Below are 16,038 nucleotides of genomic sequence, written 5' to 3'. Positions count from 1 at the left end.
CCTCCTTACTCTTCTCCCCACTTACTTTTTGCCTTTAACAAGATCCGGTCCAGCTCCTGTCGTACGTTTAGGGCCAAATCAGGCACGATATGTTCTTCCAATATTTGCTCCGCCTTCTGCTTAGCCTTTTCCCCTAAAGTCAGTCCACCTTCAGCTGCCCACATGGAGTGGTAGCGCCGGTCAAAGAGAGAAGGTGCCCAGTGCTCTTCCTTAAAATATTTAAAGGTGTGTTCATCACCTAGAAAGTGTCCTCCCGGACCAACCCGGTCACAAACCTCAAGAGCCAAAGTCTCTGCTTCTATCCTGATTCCTCTCATGAACCTTTTTACCTGTCCCACGATTTCATTGGCTACGACCACTTGTTCCCAGGAAGCACACAAGCCGCACTCCATATAGCCTAGGTCATGAACTAGATTCGCCCCGCACATGGCTGCAATAAGAATGTTTTGGCCAATTTCAATAGCTGCCTGCTGGTCGAAAATTTTGGCATCCGTGCAACCGGCTGTCCCAAACAGGGGTAATTTGTAAAAACTGCTGATTTCTTTTAACGCCACGTTGCACAAGTACCATTCCGGAGCTCCTCCCAGGGAATAATTAGCCGTTTTCATGTCCATGATCGTGACCACTCCGCCGTGAATAAAAGGAGCTCCCGGACGAATTAACTGGTGGATCACTAAGCCGCTTAATATTTCTGCATTGGCACAGACCAAGGCCCCGGCCAAGGTTGCAGGAGCTGTAGCCCCTGCCTGGGCTCCCGGCGTATAAATTAAGGGAATCCCTTTCTCGGCACACATGATTAATCTTTCTATGGATTCTTTAGGATGGCTCAAGGGACTTGTTGGCTCGGAGTAACTAATAATAAAGGGCTTCAGTCTCAGTTCCTCTGTGCCGCCTGCAACCACGGCAGCCATCTCCATGCAATATTCCAGATTTTCTGTATCCTGGACCACAAAAACAATCGGCTTCCTGGTGTTCGTCAACTGGGTATGAAATTGGACGGTATCTACTAAATGAACGGGGTAATCAGAAGCCATCCCTAGGGACATGGCAAAGTCTACATTTTCCAAATAGTCAGCTAAACGGTTGGACTTGGCAATGTCATCATTAACTGTTTTCCTGCGCACATTGGTAAATGGGTCCAAAATATAGGGGCAATCCGAACCGGTGCCGAAATATACTTTACGGCCTTCCAGGCACATTGCCGGCAATCCTTCCCGATTGTAGATACTAATTCTTTCAGGAGCACTGGTAATACATTTTCCCACTAAGTCGGAGGGAAATCTCACCCGCTGCCCTCTCACCAGGCATCCCGCATCTTTCAGGATCCTTCTGGCCTGTTCTTCATAGATGTCCACACCGGTACGCTGCAACAATTCTAAAGTGGCCAAATGAATTTCATATACCTGATCATCGCTTAATACCCGGAGTTGGGGGGTGAGAAAGGCAGTGTAATTACTCTGAATCATTTCACTCCATCCTTTACCTTTTTATTAGTGACCATGCCTCTTCTTTGCTTCTGCCACATATCTTTGATACAGATCCTTCAATTTCCCGTCCACATCTGGCGCGACTTGCTTCGGAGCATATTCTTGGAGAATCTGCCGCACTTTGTCTTCAACTTTATTTCCCAAGGTTTTGCCTCCCTCGTTTTTCCAGGTATCGAAAGACTGCCTGGTCAACAATTGGGGGGCATAAATTCCCCGGAAATATTTCAAGGTATGCTCCTCCGCCAGGAAATGTCCTCCGGGTCCGACCCGGTGGATCACATCAAGAGCCAGTTCATCTTGACCCCATGCTAACCCCCTGACGACATGTTTGATTAGCTCAATGATCTCGTTGGAAAACACGATCTCCGCTAAGGAAGAAGTAAGTCCCGAATCAATAAAACCGATATCGTGAATTAAGTTGCCTCCCGCCAAGGCGGATAACAGCAGAGAATATGTCGCTTCTGCTGCAGCCTGTTCATCGAAGGTTTTGGCATCGCTACAGCCGCCGGTGCTGAAAACAGGGATTTTGTAGTAATCCACGCCTAACTCTGTTAAAGCCGCACTGAATACATGGAACTCCGGAGCCCCGTATGGATGGGCCATGGTTCTCATATCAATGGGGGTGATTGTGCCCCCGTATAAGAAAGGCGCACCCGGTTGTTTCAACTGGTGAATGACCAGAACACTTAACAGTTCTGCGTTGGCCTGGGCCAGGGCGCCCGCCATAGTCACCGGAGAGGTAGCCCCTGATAATTGACCAACCGTATGAATAATCGGCACCCACTTTTCCGCACAAACCAGTACCTTGCCCAAAGCGTCTTCCGCATGCCTTAAAGGAGAGGTGGTCTCGGAATAAACCGCCAGAAGGGGTTTTTTTCTTAATTCTTCCGGTCCGCCCATCACGGCTTCCGCCATCTCAATAATATCCCGGCAGTTTTGTGCATCCTGCAAGCTCATAATAATCGGTTTTCTAGTATTCCTCACCATGGCATCAAACTCATGAATGTAACCTATTTCGGGATATTTATCCTGGACCAGGTTTGTGGACATCACAAAATCCAGGTTAGGCAAATAGTCACAAACCTTAGCCATATTAGCCACATCATTCTTATTGCCAAGTCTCCGCGCACCGGTAAAAGGATCGATGGTATAAGGGCAGCAGGAGCCTGTGCCAAAATAACTTCTCCGTGCTTCTAAGAAAATGCATCTTTCCCCGTCCCTGTTCGCCAGCGCGATACGGGAAGGGACAGTGCTCAAGGCTTGTTTTACCAATCCTTCATGGATCCTCACCAAAGTTCCTTCCACACAAGCCCCCGCAGATTTTAACAGGCTAAGCGCTTCTTGATGGTATACCTGTACCCCCGTGTGTTCCAGAATTTCCAGACCACAAAGATGAATATCTTCCATTTGGTCTTGAGACAAATACTTTAGTACTGGAGCCTGCTGAATCATCACATTGCTTCTCATGATCTTGCCTCCTTGATTATTATAATGAAATAATTGTTCAGTATTATATATTCTGTCTTTTTCAAGTTATTCCTTCTGCAGCAAATTAGTTTAAAAAAAATTTTGCTATAATTTTTTGAATTCTGTATAATGATCATGGATTTGATCACATCGAATTGTCCGTTACTAAAATTGAAGGAGAGTTTCTATGTTAGTTGGAGATATCTTAAAAAGAGTGCGCGTGGAAAAAGGCCTTACGATTAGGGAATTAGCGGCTCGGACCGGGCTTTCTGTCGGCTTTTTAAGCAACGTGGAAAGAGATATCAACAGTCCCACCATCAGCTCCCTGGCTAAAATTTGTGAAGCCCTGGAAACAAGTCTGGTCAATCTTTTTCAAGATAATGAACAAAAAGAACAAATTGTTGTACGCAAAAGCGAAAGGGAGATTTTGGTAAAATCCAAAAAATCTAAAACCGTGTATGAACTATTAACATCCCGCCCCAGGAAATTACGTCCGGTTTGTATTACCATGGAACCGGGAGGAGACTATGGCGCCTCCCCTATGGGGCACGAAGGGGAAGAATTCGGCATCGTATTGGAGGGCAAAATGGAAATCACTGTGGGAAATGAGACTTACCTCATGGAAGCCGGAGACAGTGTTTATGTGAATTCTTTCGTCCCCCATAAATACCGGAATGCCGGCACAAACAAATGTATCAGCCTCTGGGTAAGCCAAGGAAAATCCTAATTATCTGCCTAGGACCAAATTGGGCAGCCATGTCCCAAATGAGGGAAAAAGAGTCGTGACGATGAGAGTAGGCAGCCAGGCAAAAAGGATCATATACATCGTAGGCTTTAACATCTCATTGACCTTTGCCCCTCCGATTCTCCCGGACAAATATAACAACGGGGCACAAGGAGGGGTAATATTCCCCATTCCCAGGTTCACTCCTAAAATTGCGGCAAAATGAATCGGGTCCACCCCAATATGCGTCACCACCGGAAGCAGAATGGGGGTTGTTAAAAGAACCGAACTCACATCATCCATTAACATTCCCATAATAATCATAAAAAGGTTAACCATGAGCATGATCACCATTTTATTAGACGAAATGGCGGTAAAAAGCTCGATAATTTTCTGAGGCAAATTCTCCATGGTATACAAACGACTCAAAATCATTACGGAAAACAACATCACCATGATCACACCTGTGGTGGTGGTAGACTCGATCAGACTACGCATAAAACCTTTTTTATCTAACCCTTTATAAATAAAAAAGCCGACAGGAATAGAATAAAGTACGGAGACAGCAGCCGCTTCCGTAGGCGTCATAATCCCTCCATAAATCCCCCCTAAAATAATCACGGGCATCATTAAAGCCGGGAGTGCTTTGTATGACTTCTGTCCAAACAATTTTACCGTAGTCTTCAAATCATAATTCGCCGATACTTGAATCTCCTGATTCTTTCTGAGAAGAACCATATTAACGGTTGACAAAAGGGTCATGAGCATCAGCCCAGGCAGAACTGTCGCTAAAAAACTTGCCAAAACAGACTGGTTTCCCATCCAGGCGTAAAGAATCATCAACATGCTTGGTGGAATCAGAATACCCAGTACCCCTGAACTGGCAATCAAGGCAGAACAATGCCCTTTGGGATAACCGGCCGCATAAAGCTTAGGCAGCATAATCGATCCGATACAGGATATCGTAGCAGATGAGCTCCCGGAAATAGCGCCAAAAATAGCGCAAGAGATCACCATCACTGCACCTAATCCGCCTTTAAATCTCCCCACAAAAACTTCCACTACTTCTACCAGCTTTTCACCGATTCTTCCTTTGTTCATCAGCCCTCCCGCCATAATAAACAAAGGGATGGCTAATAAAACGATAGAACCCATTTTGCTAAACCCAAAAGGGAGTAAAAAGCCGGGATCATATCCCTGGACAAAAATCAAATAGGCCGATGAGGCAAAAAAAGCATAAGGGATGGGAATACCGATAAAAAGGGTGATAATCAGTACCAACAAGGCAATGCCAACAACCATGACTAGCCACTCCTTTCAATTAAATAAGAAAAATAATACTATTCCGGCTTTTTCTCAGCCTTTGGGCCGATTGTAGTTATAAAGCACTTCACATCGTCAATTAAATAAACCACATTATATAAAGACATCAGCGTGAAACCCACCAGAACAGCGCTTTGAGGAATTACCATCGGTAATCGATAGATAGCCGACCGGGCATCCATCTGAAGACCCCAGATAAAAAATTGAACTGCCCAATAATTAACCAGCAGACCTAAAAGAGTCGTAAGTGATGAGGTAATAAGGTTGGCAATTTGCTTGCTTCTGGCGGATTTTAAGTACAAATGGAGTAAATCGGCTGCAATCTGACTTTTCTCAAAGCTTCCGTAAGAACTGCCCATAAAATAAAGCCAGAATGCTACCATCACCACTATTTCCTCAATCCCGTAGAGATCCGTTTTAAATATATATCTCAGTATTACTGAAAGAAAAATAATACATGTTACGGCAATACTGGTCACAATCATTACTGCTTTTTGAAAATAAAGTAATCCCTGCCAGATCCCGTTGCTTCTATTCCCTGCTTGGTTTATATTCATTTCACCTTAACCTCCTTAAAAGACCGGATTCATCAAGGGTATTAATGTATTTCGGGGGGACAAAGCCCCCCGTTGGAATTTTTAATCAAGTTAATAGGATGCCTTTAGGCCGTTAACCAATTCTTCCGTGAGGTTCTTCGTCAACTTGGGCCAGGTCACTTCACGCACATGATCTGCCATGGCTTTTAATTCATCTGGAGAGAATTCCACGACTTCAATTCCTTCTTCTTTTAATTTATCCCGATACATTTTGTCTTCCTGTTCTGCCAGGGTAAAACTCTCTTTACATTGTTCGCCAAAAGCATCTGCAATAATTTTCTGGTCTTCCGGGCTTAAAGAATTCCATAGTTTCAGATTCATTAAATAGGAAGTACTTTCAAAACTGTTATTGTATTGAAGAAAAACCTTAATCACATCCCGGAACCACATATAATTTAAATTGGGCGGACCTCCCACCCAGCCGTCCGCAACTCCTGTTTGGAGGGCACTGTAAGTTTCCGCATAAGGAATAGTGGTTGTCCGGAATCCCAGGTCCTCGGCGGCCAGTTTGAATACATCCATGGGAGGAACCCGAACCAGCAGGCCTTTATCGGCATTGAAATTGACCGGATCCTGCGGCATTTTTGCGCATCCAATTCCCCCGAATCCTTCACCATAATAGCCCAAAAACTTTACGCCCAGTTTTTCATGCATTTTGCTTACTTCATTATATAAATAAGAATCTTGGGTAAAAACCTTTTCAATCTCAGCATAATCCCTGCCTATGTAAGGGAGAAACCCAATGGACAGCCTTGCGTCAAATTGATCGGGCACCGAAATATGAGCCATATCGATGGTACCGCGCATAATTTCTTCATAAATTTGTGTATAATCACCCAATTGATTAGCTGGGTAAACAGTTACGGTAATTCGTCCATTTGTTTCTTTTTCAATTTTCTCCTTAATTTTTTCGGCAGATTTTGTTGCCATATGTTCAACCGGATGCTGGGTAGCCAACCGCAAAGTCAATTTTTGCTCTTCTCCCCCCTGAGCCGGTTCCTCATTTTTTGCCGCTCCACAACCTATCCCAATTAACGAAGCCAATACCACCAGACAGAGAAAAATCCCTAAAACAAGTCTACCTTTTCTTCTCATATTCCATCGTCCCCCTTTTTAATTTATCTTCCTTATTTTGACCACTAGATAAGTTGACCTCGCCACCTCCTTTCCCATTTGGCTTAATCTCTGAATTGATTACTTGCTCCCGCGTTCAAAATATTGTTACTTATGTATAGTATACTGATCAAAACGAAGAAAAAAATTTCAGTATAGTATTATGTTTGTTTATTATAATAGTTCGACCCATTTTCCAATTTTCCTTTTTTATAAAAAACTTCCGAAAAATATTTTCTTTTATTTCTGTTGGCAAAAACAAAAAGCACAATAGCCTATTTGCTATCGTGCCTGTGTCCTATTATCTTAAAGTTCTTTTAACCCCAGAAACCATTAAAAATACAATTTAAAGAACATCTTGTATTTTCATACTTATGTCAATGGACGGCGCACTATGGGTAAGCGCCCCTGCAGAAATTACATCAACCCTGGTAGCCGCAACTTCTCTCAGCCTTTCCAGGGTAATCCCTCCCGAGGCCTCCACAACCGCTCTCTTTCCAATTGCCTGCACCGCCCGGGCCATTTCATCGGTGGGCATATTATCCAGCATAATCACATGGGCTCCTGCCTCCAACGCTTCCAAAGCATCTTCCACGGAAACTGCTTCCACCTCAATGGGCGTCAGGAAAGGGATGTTCTGCCGCACCAGCCGGACGGCTTCTTTGATGCCTCCTGCCGCCTTAATATGGTTATCCTTAATCATGACGGCATCAAAAAGACCCAAGCGGTGGTTGGTACCTCCGCCGGTGCGCACCGCATATTTTTCCAAGACCCTTAAACCGGGCGTAGTTTTCCGGGTGTCCACAATTTTCACGTCTAAACCTTCCACCTGGGCCAGATATTTTGCCGTAAGCGTGGCAATTCCCGATAATCTTTGCAAAAAATTCAAGGCGACCCGTTCCCCGCTCAATAAAAGATAGGTGGGGCCAACCACTTCAGCTACCACGGTGCCGGGCATAATCCTGTCCCCATCTTGCTTTTGAGGCAGGAAATTGATTTCCGGGGATAATTGGTGAAAAATTTCCTTTACCACCGGCAGCCCGCACAAGATACTTTCCTTTTTCACCAAAAAAAATGCCCGGGATAAATGAGTAGAAGGAAAAATACTGGCTGAAGTCAGGTCACCGGATCCTAAATCCTCTTTTAAAGCACTCTGCACAACTTCTTTTAACGAAAAAGGCTCTATAAACATAGGGTATTTCCTGCCTCCTCTTTTCTGATCGTGATATGCCGTATCCATTTTTCATTTTTCTCGGGAAAGTCCTCCCGATAATGGCCGCCCCGGCTTTCTTCCCTGCGTAAAGCGGACAGGGCACACAAATACGCCACCAGGCCCAGATTTGCCTCTTCCACGTCCTGAAAACCGGGATTTTTGCCGACGGTGAGATGGGAAAACCTGCTAAAGTAGGCCACCGCTTTTTTTAAATCATGTCCATTTCGCACAATACCTACCCATTTTTGCATCCTATTCTTCGCTTCCTGATCATACCGGTAGCTCGGATGATGGGGCTCTTTTTCCTCCGGCAATAAATGGGGGATCGGGCTATTTTTTACCGCCGCCATTAATTCCACGGCCCGGGAACTAAACACCAGCCCTTCCAGAAGGGAATTGCTGGCCAAACGGTTGGCTCCGTGGACCCCGGTATGGGATACTTCCCCGGCAGCAAAAAGGCCGGAAACACTGGTTTCTCCGCAAAGGCCCGTATTCACACCGCCCATCATATAATGGGCCGCCGGAGCGATGGGAATCAAATCACGGGTCACATCGATGCCAATCCGGCAGAGTTGGTGATGAATTTGAGGAAACCGCCGGGCGAAAAAGCCCCCCGGAAACTCAGTCACATCCAAATAAACGGATCGTTCCCCGGATATAATCATTTCCCGGTAAATTGCCCGGGCCACCACATCCCGGGGGGCCAATTCCGCCAGGGGATGATAACGCATCATAAAGCGTTCTCCATGGCGGTTTCTTAAAATTCCTCCTTCACCCCGGACGGCTTCGGAAATTAAAAAGCCGGCTGCTTGCTCCACCGCCAGAGCAGTGGGATGGAACTGTATGAACTCCAGGTCGGAAAGTTCCGCCCCGCCCCGGTAGGCCATGGCAATGCCGTCCCCGGTAGCGGTAGGAGGATTGGTTGTTACGGGATAGAGCCGTCCCGCCCCGCCCGCCGCCAACAATACGGCCCGGCACCAAACCTCTTCTACTTCACGGCGTACCGGATCCAGCACGCGAATGCCCCGGCACGTTCCCTCCACCACAATCAGGTCAGTGACAAAGGTGTGCTCTTGAATGGTAATGTTTCTGTTCCGGCCGGCGGCGGCAGCCAAGGACTGCCAAATTATTTTGCCGGTGGCATCTCCTCCGGCATGAAGGATGCGGTTTCTGCTGTGGGCCCCTTCCCTGGTCAGGGCTAGTTCAGTCCCGGACGTATCGAAGACGGTGCCCAGGGCGATCAATTCTCGAATACGGCGGGGGGCTTCTTCCACCATCACCTTCACCGCTTGCCGGTTACATAGCCCGTCCCCGGCTGCCAAGGTATCCTGCAAATGAAGCTCAGGACTGTCGTCGCAACCCATGCTGGCCGCAATGCCTCCCTGGGCAAAAAGGGTATTGCAGTCCTCCAGCTGTTCCTTCGTGGCAACCAGTACTTTTCCATATTTGCTCAAGCGAATGGCGGCATTTAAACCAGCAATGCCGCCGCCAATCACGATAAAATCATATTTCATCTCATTCACCCCGTTGCACCAAAACATTTAGCCGATGGCAAGCATTCTTTCCAGGGCTACTTTCGCTTTATTCCTGATTTCTTCGGGAACCCGGATCACCGTCTCCATTTTTTCCAAGGAATTCAATACCTTTTCCAAAGTGGTGTATTTCATATTGGGACAAACCAAACGGGAAGACAATAAATAAAACTTCTTGCCAGGATTGTCCAATTCCAGCCGGTGCAAAATCCCCATTTCCGTACCGATGATCATTTCCGGGGCCGCGCTTTTCCTGGCATAATCCAGAATCGCTCCGGTACTGCCTACAAAATCAGCCTTGGCCACCAAATCCGGGTGGCATTCCGGGTGGACCGCTACAGGAGCCCCGGGCCGGGCTTCCCGCACCCGGTCAATATCATCTAGTGTAATTTTATGATGGGTGGGACAGAATCCCTTCCAGGGGATGATTTTTTTCCTGCTGTTTAAGGAGACCCAATGGGCCAGATTGCCGTCGGGAACAAAAAGCACTTCCTCTTGGGGGAGACTGTTGACCACTTTCACCGCATTGGAAGAGGTGCAGCAAATATCCGATTCCGCCTTCACTTCCGCAGTGGAATTCACATAGCAGACCACGGCGGCTTCCGGATATTGTATTTTGGCTTCCCTAAGATCTTCTGCCGTAATCATATCCGCCAGCGGGCAGCCTGCCATTATTTCGGGCAGCAAAACAGTTTTCTCGGGAGCTAAAATGGCCGCCGTCTCCGCCATAAAATTAACACCGCAAAAAACAATGACATCCTTATCCGCAGCCGCCGCCTGACGGCTGAGACCAAAACTGTCGCCTACAAAATCAGCGCTATCCTGTACTTCATCCACTTGATAATTATGAGCCAGAATTAATGCGTTCCGCTCTTTTTTTAAGTATCGGATGCGTTCCTGCACATCTTGTTTCACCCTTGGTTCCTCCTGTTCAGATTCCCATGCTGCCTTTGGTAGCATTATAACCCCAGCCGAACCTTCATGTCAATTGAGTCCGGCTTCCCCCCTTACTCTCTCTTGGCCCCTTTGCGGGCGCTTTTCTCCAGAAACTTGTCCACCTGAATAATAAACCTTTGATGCTGTCCTTCTCCAATCTTTTCTACTTCGTCGGCAGCCTCCACCCGGAAAACCAAACGGCGCCCGTCCAGCTCCGTTAACTCTGCTTTAGCTTTCACCGTCATACCTAGAGGAGTTGCCGCCAGATGCTGCACAGCCAGGTCGATACCTACTGTAGCAAAGCCTTCCGGAAGCAGGGGATCAACAGCGCTTAAGGCTGCTTTTTCCATGAGTCCGATCATGGCCGGCGTCGCATAAACATCAATGCTTCCGCTGCCAAACCTTCGGGCCGTATTATTTTCCCTTACCTGCTCCGTGATTTCCCCACGGAGACCGGTCTTTAAATTAAATTCCATTTAGCCCGCTCCTTTGCCAAATCTTGTTTAGGTTCAATTATATTTTAATTGGCCCGGAAATTCAAGGAGCAGGTGCAGCCCTATCTAAACTCTTCAGAAGGAGTTAGCGGGCTCTCTGTCGAATCTATCCTTTAATAAATCCCGTTCTACCCAGAAAAGGAAAAATATAGAGGGTCCCATTTATTGTTTTTACGAGCGCTATTTTGCAGGAAGGTTGTTAAAAGATGATCAAGAAAATTCTCACTGTGCTGGTTTCCATGAAACGCCTTACTTTCAGCATCCTGTTCTGGCATCTGCTGCTTGGAACCGTATGCACATTGGCGGCACCTATAAATTGGTATTCCTGTCTTTTCGTTTTTTTTCTCTCTTATCTGGGCACTATGACGCTGATTCTTTATTGGCAGCTCCGGTTGCCGGCCAAGCCCCGGCTGGATGACAGGTCTTTTCCCCCTGCGATGCAAATCGCCCGCGAAACCTTACCCTTATTACGCCGGGGATTAAATGAGGAAACGGCCCAAAAAGTAGGAGAAATTATCCAAAAAATCAGTGACATTCCTGCCGTTGCCATCACGGACCAGGAGAAGGTTTTAGCCTTTCTGGGCGCCGGTTGTGAGCACCATCCCGTAGGAATGCCCATTTTGACCCAGGCTACCCGTGATGTCATTGCCACAAAGGAATTACGCATTGTCAGAAACAAAAGCGAATTTCACTGCCGCATGAAGGACTGCCATTGTCCCCTGGAATCTGCCGTCATTGTGCCTTTGATCTGCGGAGAGCATGTTGCCGGAACCCTCAAACTCTATCAAACCCAGGAAGGCCCAGTACCGGACTATTTGATCAAACTGGCCCAAGGCGTCGCCCAGCTTTTAAGTATTCAGATCGAGCTGGCCGAACTGGACCATCAGGCCCAGCTAGTCACCGAAGCCCAATTGGATGCCCTTCAGGCCCAAATAAATCCTCATTTTCTTTTCAATATCTTAAACACCATCGTCATGCTGATCCGGACCAAACCGGGTATGGCGCGCCGGCTTATCAGCAGGCTGGCTTCCTTTTTGCGGCATTCTTTAAAAAGGGGCAACCGTTTTATCTCTTTAGAAGAGGAACTAAAATTTGTACGCAATTACCTGATTCTGGAGAAAGCCCGTTTTAGGGATAAACTGCGCATTGTCAGAAAAATTGATAAAAGTCTTCTGGCCTACCCTATTCCCATTCTCTCTCTGCAACCCTTAGTAGAAAATGCGATCCGACACGGTATTACGCCCAAAGAAGGGAGAGGAACTATCCACATTTCCGCCCAATTGCTGGATGAAAAGGTCATGGAAATTACCGTGTGCGATAACGGCGTAGGAATTAGCCCGGAAATACTGCCCCGGATCCTGGAACCGGGGTTTGGATCAGGTTCCGGAGTAGGGCTGTCTAATGTTAATGAAAGGCTGATCCGGTTGTATGGCGAGGCCTACGCCTTACAAATCGGCAGTGAACCGGGGGTAGGGACCTGTGTACAATTGATCATACCTATTCATCCTAAGAAGGAATAAAGGAGTGGTTTTAATGATCCTGAAAACGCTCATTGTCGATGACGAATATCCGGCCAGACAGGAATTGCGCTACCTGCTGGAACAATTTCCGGATATCGAGGTTGTGGGGGAAGCGGCAGGGGCCACGGAGGCTTTGAAGCTGATTCAAGCCCTGGAGTACGATATTCTATTCCTGGACATCAATCTTCCGGGCATTAACGGTTTGGAATTGGCCGCAAGCCTCCTCAAATTGCCCCGGTCTCCCCAGGTCATTTTTATCACCGCCTACGATAATTATGCTGTGGACGCCTTTGATGTAAATGCAGTGGACTATATTATGAAACCCATTGCCAAGCAGCGCTTAAAAAAAGCCATCGATAAAGTGCACGGCAAACTGAAGAAAGAAGAGGAGGAACCGGAAAGGAAGGATCCTTCCGGAGATAAAGGGAATCCGGAGAGTTATGCCATTTCGGGAGAACGGGGAGAATTAATGAGCAGCCGGATTATTGCCGAGTCTGGAGAAAAAGCTATTCTAGTTGATGTGAAAGATATTTATTTTGCTTATACGGAAGGGGAAAAAGTTTTTGTCAAAACATTTGGCGAAAGAATGCATACCCGGTTTACCTTAAAAGAGCTGGAAATAAAACTGGGTAAAAAGAACTTCTTTCGGGCCCACCGCAGCTTCATCGTCAACCTGGATAAGGTCAAAGAAATTTTGCCCTTTTTTAAAGGCACCTGCCTTTTAGTCCTGGAAGACAAAGAACGGAGCGAAATTCCCGTGAGCCGTAACCAGGCCAAGATCCTGAGAAAAATCCTGGGCTACTAAACTTCCTTTAGACAGCACCCATTCGCCCCACGTTTCCGACACGAGACCGCTCAATTTTAACCATTGACGGCAATAAACTTACTTTTTCTGCCAGGGGCAATTACAATATAATAAACAGATTTTCATCAATGCTTTCGTGAAGGAGGAAGTGAAATGAAAGTTTATGTGGTGAAAAGCATGGATTCTAATTGTGTGGCCTCACTGGATAAAATATTTTTCCATCAGCGGGACGCGGAAGAATACATTAATGAGCAGGAGCAAAAACACGGCTTTGTGATCTATCTTCTCAGCGAACATCCCGTCCTTGGGGACTTCTGTTAATGTTGTACCAGATCAAAAAAAGCGCATAAAATGCGCTTTTTTTGCGGGTTCCGGGATCCGGTTTTTTTATTTTTCCTCATAGATCCAGGTCTCAAGGGTCTTCTCATAAGAAACCAGTTCCTCCGGCCGAAAATAAATGCTAATCTCCCGCCGGGCACTGTCTACAGAGTCGGCCCCGTGAATAATATTTCTTCCCATACTCATGCCATACAGGCCCCGAATGGAGCCGGCATCGGCCTGGGCAGGATCCGTTGCTCCCATGAGCTTCCGGACAATGAAAACTGCGTTCTTTCCTTCCCAGACCATCGCCACCACCGGTGCGGAAGTGATCAAGGAAATCAGTCTTTCATAAAATTCTTTGCCTGCATGCTCCCGGTAATGCTCTGCCGCCTGTTCCTTGGTTAAACGGAGGAATTTGATGGCCACCAGTTTTAACCCTTTATCCTCCAAGCGGCTGATGATCTTGCCGATCAGGTTACGTTGTACCCCGTCGGGTTTGATCATAACATAGGTTCGTTCCACTTAATTCCCTCCTCAAGTTAAAGGAGAACTTCACAGTTGGCTCATGATGGGGACTTTCATTCAGGGGGGGCAATTGTCCCCCGCCTGTTCCGTTTCCGGAAGGTTCGGTACGTTCAGGATGATCAAAGGTTTTCATTAATTCCGCAAACTCATCGGCCTCGATGGTTTCCTTCTCCATGAGAGTCTTGGCTACTACATGCAGGCGGTCCATATTCTCTTCCAGCAGCTTTCTCGCCTTGCAGTAAGCCTCATCAATCATTTTCCGCGCTTCTTTATCAATAGAATAAGCGATGGCCTCCGAATAATTCCGTTCCTGAGAAATATCCCGGCCCAAAAATACCTGTTCCTGTCTGCGTCCAAAAGTAAGCGGCCCCAATTCTTCGGACATGCCGTACTGGGTAATCATCCTCCGGACGATCTCGGTAGCTCTCTCCAAATCATTTTGGGCTCCGGTGCTAACTTCTTTTAAGACCAGCGACTCCGCCATCCGGCCCCCCAGCAGCATCACAATTTGATCCAGCATTTGAGATTTCGTGACATAATTGCGGTCTTCTTTGGGCAGCAAAAGGGTATATCCTCCTGCCCGGCCCCGGGGAATAATGGATACTTTATGGAGGGGGTCGGTATTGGGCAGAAGATAGGCAATTACGGCATGGCCCGCCTCATGATAAGCGACCAGCTTGCGTTCGTAATCGCTGATCACCCGGGATTTTTTCTCCGGACCGGCAATGACTCTTTCTACGGCATCTTCCATCTCTTCCATATTCACTTCTTTTTTATTCCGGCGGGCGGCAAGTAAGGCCGCCTCATTCACCAGGTTTGCCAGGTCGGCCCCGGTAAATCCCGGTGTGCGTCTGGCCAAAACCTCGATATCTACATCATGACCCAAGGGCTTGCCTTTAATATGCACCTTGAGAATTTCTCTTCTGCCCAGGATGTCGGGAACATTTACCGTGATCTGGCGGTCAAAACGCCCCGGGCGCAGGAGGGCGGGATCCAAAATATCCGGTCTGTTGGTAGCCGCAACCACAATAATCCCTTCATTGGGGGCAAAACCGTCCATTTCCACCAAAAGCTGATTCAACGTCTGCTCCCGTTCATCATGGCCTCCCCCTAAACCGGCGCCTCTTTGCCTCCCCACCGCATCAATTTCATCAATAAATACAATGCAGGGGGCGTTCTTTTTTGCCTGTTCGAATAAATCACGAACCCGGGAAGCACCTACACCGACAAACATTTCCACAAAATCGGAACCGCTGATGCTGAAAAAAGGCACGCCCGCTTCCCCGGCTACCGCCCTGGCCAGCAAAGTTTTACCGGTTCCCGGAGGACCGAAGAGCAACACCCCTTTGGGGATTTTTGCCCCCAACTGGCTGAACTTTCTGGGCTGTTTTAAAAATTCCACTACTTCCTGGAGTTCTTCTTTGACTTCATCGACCCCTGCTACATCGGCAAAGGTGATTTTTTTCTTTTCATCCGTGTGCAGCTTTGCCCGGCTTTTGCCAAACTGCATCACCCGGCTGCCGCCTCCCTGGGTTTGCTGCATCATAAAGAAGAACAAACCGACTAACAACAACACCGGCAACAAGGTGGAAAGAAGGCCGGCCCACCAAGGCGGACCCTTCTCCTCATCAAATGATTTTACCGTAACGCCCTTTTCATCAAGATACGAAGCTAAATTGGGATCAGGAGAAGTATTGACCACAAACTTTTCTCCTGACTTTAAGGTACCGTCCACAATATATTTTTTGTCGCTTGCCGTAATTGTGACATCTTTGACCGTGCCGCTTTCTACCAGCTTTGTAAACTCACTATATGTTAACTCCGTAGCCTTTTTTTCCGGAGCGGAAGACCATTCATAAAAAGTAACGGCAATCAATACAATGAGTACGTAGATAGCCAAGTTTTTAAAGATTCGATTCAAACGCTACACTCCTCTCAAGCACTGCTAAAATCCAACGAAAATGGGCAAATATCTCATACTT

15 protein-coding genes are annotated in these 16,038 nt (G+C 47.0%); 4 read left to right on the top strand and 11 right to left on the bottom strand.

From position 1 onward, the window contains the following. Positions 1-5 precede the first annotated feature (5 nt). A complete protein-coding gene (locus DCMF_RS21695; protein ID WP_148136362.1) occupies positions 6-1,466 on the bottom strand; it encodes a trimethylamine methyltransferase family protein in 1,461 nt (486 codons plus the stop codon). Between the two features lie 24 nt (positions 1,467-1,490). Then, positions 1,491-2,954, bottom strand: a complete 1,464-nt coding sequence (locus DCMF_RS21690; RefSeq protein WP_148136361.1) for a trimethylamine methyltransferase family protein — start codon at positions 2,952-2,954, stop codon at positions 1,491-1,493. A 187-nt stretch (positions 2,955-3,141) separates the two neighbouring features. Between DCMF_RS21690 and DCMF_RS21685 the strand changes: the two genes are divergently transcribed. Beyond that, positions 3,142-3,681 carry a cupin domain-containing protein gene (locus DCMF_RS21685; RefSeq protein WP_148136360.1) on the top strand — a complete coding sequence of 180 codons (540 nt, stop codon included), beginning with the start codon at positions 3,142-3,144 and terminating at the stop codon, positions 3,679-3,681. Here DCMF_RS21685 and DCMF_RS21680 read toward each other — a convergent pair whose 3' ends face one another. From DCMF_RS21680 to DCMF_RS21650, 7 genes are all read right to left on the bottom strand, one after another. Next, entirely contained in the window at positions 3,682-4,980 is a 1,299-nt protein-coding gene (locus DCMF_RS21680; RefSeq protein ID WP_148136359.1) for a TRAP transporter large permease, read from the bottom strand. A 38-nt stretch (positions 4,981-5,018) separates the two neighbouring features. Next, a complete protein-coding gene (locus tag DCMF_RS21675; RefSeq protein ID WP_148136358.1) occupies positions 5,019-5,558 on the bottom strand; it encodes a TRAP transporter small permease in 540 nt (179 codons plus the stop codon). A 90-nt stretch (positions 5,559-5,648) separates the two neighbouring features. Further along, entirely contained in the window at positions 5,649-6,692 is a 1,044-nt protein-coding gene (dctP, locus tag DCMF_RS21670) for a TRAP transporter substrate-binding protein DctP (protein ID WP_148136357.1), read from the bottom strand. Positions 6,693-7,056: 364 nt separating this feature from the next. Next, on the bottom strand, positions 7,057-7,902 hold the full coding sequence (nadC, locus tag DCMF_RS21665) for a carboxylating nicotinate-nucleotide diphosphorylase (RefSeq protein WP_148136356.1): 846 nt from the start codon (positions 7,900-7,902) through the stop codon (positions 7,057-7,059). Continuing rightward, positions 7,893-9,437, bottom strand: coding sequence for an L-aspartate oxidase (gene nadB / locus DCMF_RS21660; RefSeq protein ID WP_236860087.1), 1,545 nt, complete (start codon positions 9,435-9,437; stop codon positions 7,893-7,895). The genes nadC and nadB overlap by 10 nt, the downstream gene beginning before the upstream one ends. 27 nt (positions 9,438-9,464) lie before the next feature. After that, complete coding sequence (nadA, locus tag DCMF_RS21655; RefSeq protein ID WP_148136354.1) at positions 9,465-10,415, bottom strand: quinolinate synthase NadA; 951 nt, start codon at positions 10,413-10,415, stop codon at positions 9,465-9,467. A 47-nt stretch (positions 10,416-10,462) separates the two neighbouring features. Beyond that, positions 10,463-10,867 carry a thioesterase family protein gene (locus tag DCMF_RS21650; protein WP_148136353.1) on the bottom strand — a complete coding sequence of 135 codons (405 nt, stop codon included), beginning with the start codon at positions 10,865-10,867 and terminating at the stop codon, positions 10,463-10,465. 224 nt (positions 10,868-11,091) lie between these two features. On the opposite strand from DCMF_RS21650, the gene DCMF_RS21645 reads away from it, so the two are divergent. The 3 genes from DCMF_RS21645 to DCMF_RS29360 all read left to right on the top strand — a co-directional run bounded on the left by DCMF_RS21645 (position 11,092) and on the right by DCMF_RS29360 (position 13,531). Next, positions 11,092-12,405 carry a histidine kinase gene (locus tag DCMF_RS21645; protein WP_148136352.1) on the top strand — a complete coding sequence of 438 codons (1,314 nt, stop codon included), beginning with the start codon at positions 11,092-11,094 and terminating at the stop codon, positions 12,403-12,405. A 13-nt stretch (positions 12,406-12,418) separates the two neighbouring features. Beyond that, positions 12,419-13,210 carry a LytR/AlgR family response regulator transcription factor gene (locus tag DCMF_RS21640; RefSeq protein WP_148136351.1) on the top strand — a complete coding sequence of 264 codons (792 nt, stop codon included), beginning with the start codon at positions 12,419-12,421 and terminating at the stop codon, positions 13,208-13,210. Between the two features lie 153 nt (positions 13,211-13,363). After that, entirely contained in the window at positions 13,364-13,531 is a 168-nt protein-coding gene (locus DCMF_RS29360; protein ID WP_214658801.1) for a hypothetical protein, read from the top strand. A gap of 66 nt (positions 13,532-13,597) precedes the next feature. Here the strand turns inward: DCMF_RS29360 and ndk are convergent, their stop codons facing one another. Both ndk and ftsH read right to left on the bottom strand, forming a co-directional pair. Next, on the bottom strand, positions 13,598-14,053 hold the full coding sequence (gene ndk, locus DCMF_RS21635; protein ID WP_148136350.1) for a nucleoside-diphosphate kinase: 456 nt from the start codon (positions 14,051-14,053) through the stop codon (positions 13,598-13,600). After that, positions 14,007-15,977 (bottom strand): ATP-dependent zinc metalloprotease FtsH, encoded by a 1,971-nt coding sequence (gene ftsH / locus DCMF_RS21630; protein ID WP_148136349.1) that lies wholly within the window; start codon positions 15,975-15,977, stop codon positions 14,007-14,009. The genes ndk and ftsH overlap by 47 nt, the downstream gene beginning before the upstream one ends. Positions 15,978-16,038 lie beyond the last annotated feature (61 nt).

The organism is Candidatus Formimonas warabiya (assembly GCF_002777255.1).
GTDB classification, from domain to species: Bacteria; Bacillota; Dehalobacteriia; order Dehalobacteriales; family Dehalobacteriaceae; genus Formimonas; species Formimonas warabiya.
This window is presented reverse-complemented; position numbering and strand designations above follow the sequence as displayed.

What these genes read in the sequence shown, in the direction of transcription:
- DCMF_RS21695 (WP_148136362.1), bottom strand. Translation starts at nt 1,466, where the DNA reads ATGATTCAGAGTAATTACACTGCCTTTCTCACCCCCCAACTCCGGGTA.
- DCMF_RS21690 (WP_148136361.1), bottom strand. Translation starts at nt 2,954, where the DNA reads ATGAGAAGCAATGTGATGATTCAGCAGGCTCCAGTACTAAAGTATTTG.
- nadA (WP_148136354.1), bottom strand. Translation starts at nt 10,415, where the DNA reads ATGCTACCAAAGGCAGCATGGGAATCTGAACAGGAGGAACCAAGGGTG.
- DCMF_RS21650 (WP_148136353.1), bottom strand. Translation starts at nt 10,867, where the DNA reads ATGGAATTTAATTTAAAGACCGGTCTCCGTGGGGAAATCACGGAGCAG.
- DCMF_RS21645 (WP_148136352.1), top strand. Translation starts at nt 11,092, where the DNA reads ATGATCAAGAAAATTCTCACTGTGCTGGTTTCCATGAAACGCCTTACT.
- DCMF_RS21680 (WP_148136359.1), bottom strand. Translation starts at nt 4,980, where the DNA reads ATGGTTGTTGGCATTGCCTTGTTGGTACTGATTATCACCCTTTTTATC.
- DCMF_RS21675 (WP_148136358.1), bottom strand. Translation starts at nt 5,558, where the DNA reads ATGAATATAAACCAAGCAGGGAATAGAAGCAACGGGATCTGGCAGGGA.
- nadC (WP_148136356.1), bottom strand. Translation starts at nt 7,902, where the DNA reads ATGTTTATAGAGCCTTTTTCGTTAAAAGAAGTTGTGCAGAGTGCTTTA.
- DCMF_RS21640 (WP_148136351.1), top strand. Translation starts at nt 12,419, where the DNA reads ATGATCCTGAAAACGCTCATTGTCGATGACGAATATCCGGCCAGACAG.
- dctP (WP_148136357.1), bottom strand. Translation starts at nt 6,692, where the DNA reads ATGAGAAGAAAAGGTAGACTTGTTTTAGGGATTTTTCTCTGTCTGGTG.
- DCMF_RS21685 (WP_148136360.1), top strand. Translation starts at nt 3,142, where the DNA reads ATGTTAGTTGGAGATATCTTAAAAAGAGTGCGCGTGGAAAAAGGCCTT.
- DCMF_RS29360 (WP_214658801.1), top strand. Translation starts at nt 13,364, where the DNA reads ATGAAAGTTTATGTGGTGAAAAGCATGGATTCTAATTGTGTGGCCTCA.
- nadB (WP_236860087.1), bottom strand. Translation starts at nt 9,437, where the DNA reads ATGAAATATGATTTTATCGTGATTGGCGGCGGCATTGCTGGTTTAAAT.